Below are 4,173 nucleotides of genomic sequence, written 5' to 3' on the forward strand. Positions count from 1 at the left end.
GAGCAGCAGCGGCCGGAGCCGGGGCTTCTGCTACCGGCGCGTTGCGCGCGGCTTCAGCAGCGGCCTCAGCGGCCTTGCGCTCGGCTTCGACGCGGTCTTTTTCAGCCTGCTCTTCCTGGCGCTTGCGGGCGATTTCCTCGTCGCGCAGGCGGTCCTTCTCGGCCAGGGCACGCTGTTCGTCCAGATTGCGCTGGCGGGATTCCTCCAGCTTGCGCAGGATGTCGGCACGCTCCTCATCCGGCGTCATCGCCTTGCCACTGGCATCCTTGGTGTAGGTGCGCTTCTGGCGGACTTCGACGTTGACGGTGGTCTTGCTGCGACCGGCGCTGACCGTCACTTCCTGCAGCTTGCGACGGTTCAGGGTGATCTTCTTGGCGGCTTCGTCAGCGGTTTCGGCGGGCGTATCTGCCTTGCCATGCGAACGACGAAGGAAGCCCAGGAGCTTCACCTTCTCGGTGCTGGTCACGACCTGGTCGGGACCGCTGAACTTCATGCCGGCGTCGGCAAGCTGTTCAAGCAGTTTCTCGACCGGCGTGTTGACCAGTTCGGCGAGCTTGCGGATGGTGGTTTGCTGCGACATTCGGATCCTATGATCTGGTTGGCGCGCCTCCGAAACGGACGAAGGCAGCGCGGAGTCTAAGCCCTGAGCGGGTCAGGGCACTGTTCATCGCTGGCTCATTCGCCGCGCTCCAGGCGGGCGATCTCCTCGGCTCGGGCGGCCATCACCAGGGCGGCGGCGCGCTCCTGGTCCATGCCTTCGATGCCGAACTCGAGGATCTCGTCGGTCGCCAGGTCCGACAGGTCCTCACTGGTGCGCACGCCGTGGCCGGCCAGGGCGTAGGCGGTTGCCTCGTCCATGCCTTCCAGGGCGAGCAGGTCGGCGGCCGGCAGGCCGTCTTCCAGTCCCTCTTCCACCGCCAGCGCTTCGTTGAGCAGCGCGTCGCGGGCACGGGCACGCAGTTCTTCCACGATGTCTTCGTCGAAGCCTTCCACGGCCAGCAGTTCGCCGACCGGGACGTAGGCGATTTCTTCCACCGTGTTGAAGCCTTCGGTGACCAGGATGGCGGCGATTTCCTCGTCCACTTCCAGCTTGTCCATGAACAGCTGGCGGGCCACGCCCTGCTCGGCTTCCGACTTGGCGGTCACCTGGTCCTGGGTCATCACGTTGAGCTGCCAACCGGTCAGGCGGCTGGCCAGGCGCACGTTCTGGCCGCCCTTGCCGATCGCCTGGGCCAGACGCTCTTCAGCCACGGCCAAGTCCATCGAGTGCTTTTCCTCATCGACGATGATGGACTGCACTTCGGCCGGAGCCATGGCGTTGATGACGAAGTTGGCCGGGTTGTCGTTCCACAGCACGATGTCCACGCGCTCGCCATTGAGCTCGTTGGACACGGCCTGCACGCGCGAACCGCGCATGCCGATGCAGGCACCGATGGGATCGGTACGGGCGTCGTGGGCAAGCACGGCGATCTTGGCGCGGTCGCCCGGGTCACGGGCACAGGCCTTGATTTCCACCAGACCCTGGCCGACTTCCGGCACTTCCAGCTTGAACAGCTCGATCATGAACTCCGGGGCGGCGCGGCTGATGAACAGCTGCGGGCCACGCGGTTCCGAACGCACTTCGGCCAGGTAACCACGCACGCGGTCGCCGGCGCGCAGCACGTCGCGCGGAATGCCCTTGTCCTTCGGGATGAAGGCCTCGGCGTTGCCACCCAGGTCCACGTAGATGTTGCCGCGCTCGGCGCGCTTGACCACACCGGTGACCAGTTCGCCCACGCGGTCCTTCCAGGCGTCCACGACCTGCTGGCGCTCGGCTTCGCGCACGCGCTGGACGATGACCTGCTTGGCGGCCTGCGCCGCGATGCGGCCGAAGTCCGGGTTTTCGATCTGTTCTTCGATGTAGTCGCCCACTTCCACGCCGTCGGCTTCGTCGACCGCGTCCATCAGACGGATCTGGCGGTCCGGCGATTCCATCACGACGTCATCGGCCACCACTTCCCAGCGGCGGAAGGTTTCGTAGGTGCCGTCCTTGTGGTCGATCGACACACGGGCCAGCACTTCCTGGTCCGGATAACGCTTCTTCGCGGCCGAAGCCAGAGCGGCTTCGATGGCCTCGAAGATCACTTCACGCGGCACGCCCTTTTCATTGGCGACCGCATCCACTACCAGCAAAAGTTCCTTGCTCATCGGCTGCTTACTCCGCGCGCGGCTTCTTGGCCGCCGGCTTGTTGGTTGGTTTCTTGCTCGCCTTGTCACCCTGTTTGGGTGCCGGGCCAGTCGGCTTGCTCGGAGCCAGGCCGAGGGCGGCCCAGTCCGGCATGATGCGTGCCTTGTCGATGTTCTCGACATCGGCGGTGAACTGGAAATTGTCGACCTGGAAGGTGACGGTACCCTGTTCGGCGTCCACGGCGAGGATCTCGCCCTGCAGACGACGGCGGCCGTCCTGCGGCAGCTTCAGGGTGACCTTGGCCGACTCGCCGATCGCACGCTCGAACTGTTCCAGCGTGAACAACGGGCGGTCCACGCCCGGCGAGGACACTTCCAGCGTGTAATTGGCGCTGATCGGATCTTCCACGTCGAGCTGCGCGGAGACTTCACGGCTCACGCGTTCGCAGTCGTCGATGTTGACGATACGGTCGGGCTGTTCGGCCACCGGCACGTCGATGTACAGGCGCAGGGTGGCACCACCGGGCGCGGTGAGATATTCAACGCCCAGCAGCTCCAGACCCAGCGACTCAACGGTGGGGCCGAGCAGGTTCGCGATTTCAGTTGCCTTGTCGCTCACGTTCCGCCTTGATTCTTAAGAGAAAATGGGTCCAATGACCCGCTTCCGGAAACAACAAAGGGCCCGCAGGGCCCCTTGTCCGAAACAACGCCGGTCCTGCTGGAATCCGGCAGCAGCATCGCCTTGTGCGACGCTGCGAACCCAGCAGACCGGGGGGTCACGACTACCTGAGTGGAAGTCGCACGGCCCGGGAGCCGGTCGCGGCCCGGGCCACATTCCGGGGAATGGGTCCAGTCAGGTAGTCCGCTAAGCCATTGATGATAGCCGTTGCACCGCCGTGGCGCAACGGGTCGGGTACCCTCGCAGACAGGTTCACCACCGTGACCTCAACCCCAGCACGGCATTCCATGCCTCCCAGCCTTCGCCCCCGATCCGCCCTTGCCAGTAGCCCTCGCCGTACAGGTCCCACCCGTGTCCGAGGCGCGCACTGACCCCAAGTCCAGCGCGCCAGGCGCGGCCGTAGTGATCGGTGCGGAAGGTGACGCCGCTGACCTCGAGCTGGCCCCCGTCGTTGAAGCCCTGCAGATAGTCCAGGCGCAGCCACGGTTCCCAGTCCCCTGCCGCCTGGCCTTCCGGGGCACCGCGGAAGATCCGCAGTCCCACCCGGCCCAGTCCCGCCGATTCGGAACGCCCCGCTACCCGCAGGCCCTCGGCGTCGCTGAACGGATCAACCGTAACGTCCTGCCAGGCCAGCTGGAGTTGCGGCTCCAGACCCCACTGCGTTTGTCCCAGCCTGAACGGCCAGCCGGTCTCCACCGACGCCAGCCAGCGGCTGCCGCGCGGCCGGGCCACCTCGACCTCACCGTCGATGTTCACGCGTTTGCGGCCCTTGGCCACGCCGTAGCCACCTTGCAGGTCCACGTACATGCCGGCGGCCGACATCCAGGTGCCCAGCAGCATCCAGGTGCGGGTATCCACGCGCAGATCCGCCTCGGCGTCACGTTGCTCCGGGGTTTCATCCGCGCGTCCGAGCGTCAACGCCGCACCGATACGCCATACGCCGCTGCCCTCGGAAGGCACAAGTGCCGAGCCGCCGAGCTGCAGCGCGCGATAGTCCTGGCGCAGCCCGTAACCGTACTCGGCAAAGGACAGATGCGGGGCGAAACGGGCGCGGCCGCCATGGGCGCGCAGGAACACTTCGCTGCCCTGGCTGCTGTCCTGCGCATCACCGGAGCGACGCACCTCGCCCAGCCGCCGGTGCAGGTTGTCCAGGTCGTCCCAACCGGTATTGATCAAGCCGTTGAGCATGGCCAGGTAACCGGGCACCTGGGGAGCCAGCTCGTAGCGGCCCCCACCATCCCCGCCGCCTGATCCGGCACCAGATCCACCGCCCGAGCCACCGCCTCCTCCGCCTCCTCCGCCTCCTCCGCCTCCGCCTCCGCCTCCTC

The 4,173-nt window shown here is 66.4% G+C and carries 4 protein-coding genes; all 4 read right to left on the reverse strand.

Translation table 11 applies throughout. The features are described from left to right. Positions 1-580 (reverse strand): translation initiation factor IF-2 associated domain-containing protein (locus EGJ34_RS20725; RefSeq protein ID WP_185750279.1); only part of this gene is annotated, 580 nt, incomplete at its 3' end. A 95-nt stretch (positions 581-675) separates the two neighbouring features. Beyond that, positions 676-2,187, reverse strand: coding sequence for a transcription termination factor NusA (nusA, locus tag EGJ34_RS20730; protein WP_125362312.1), 1,512 nt, complete (start codon positions 2,185-2,187; stop codon positions 676-678). A gap of 7 nt (positions 2,188-2,194) precedes the next feature. Beyond that, complete coding sequence (gene rimP, locus EGJ34_RS20735; protein ID WP_125362313.1) at positions 2,195-2,785, reverse strand: ribosome maturation factor RimP; 591 nt, start codon at positions 2,783-2,785, stop codon at positions 2,195-2,197. A 312-nt stretch (positions 2,786-3,097) separates the two neighbouring features. Then, positions 3,098-4,173: autotransporter domain-containing protein (locus EGJ34_RS20740; RefSeq protein WP_125362314.1), on the reverse strand; the 1,076-nt coding region annotated here is incomplete at its 5' end.

Origin of the sequence: Stenotrophomonas sp. 278, from assembly GCF_003935715.1 — a bacterium.
In the GTDB taxonomy this organism is placed as follows: Bacteria; Pseudomonadota; Gammaproteobacteria; order Xanthomonadales; family Xanthomonadaceae; genus Stenotrophomonas; species Stenotrophomonas maltophilia_AH.

Bases quoted from the DNA above. Each gene is read 5' to 3' on its own strand.
- nusA (WP_125362312.1), bottom strand. From the start codon at position 2,187: ATGAGCAAGGAACTTTTGCTGGTAGTGGATGCGGTCGCCAATGAAAAG.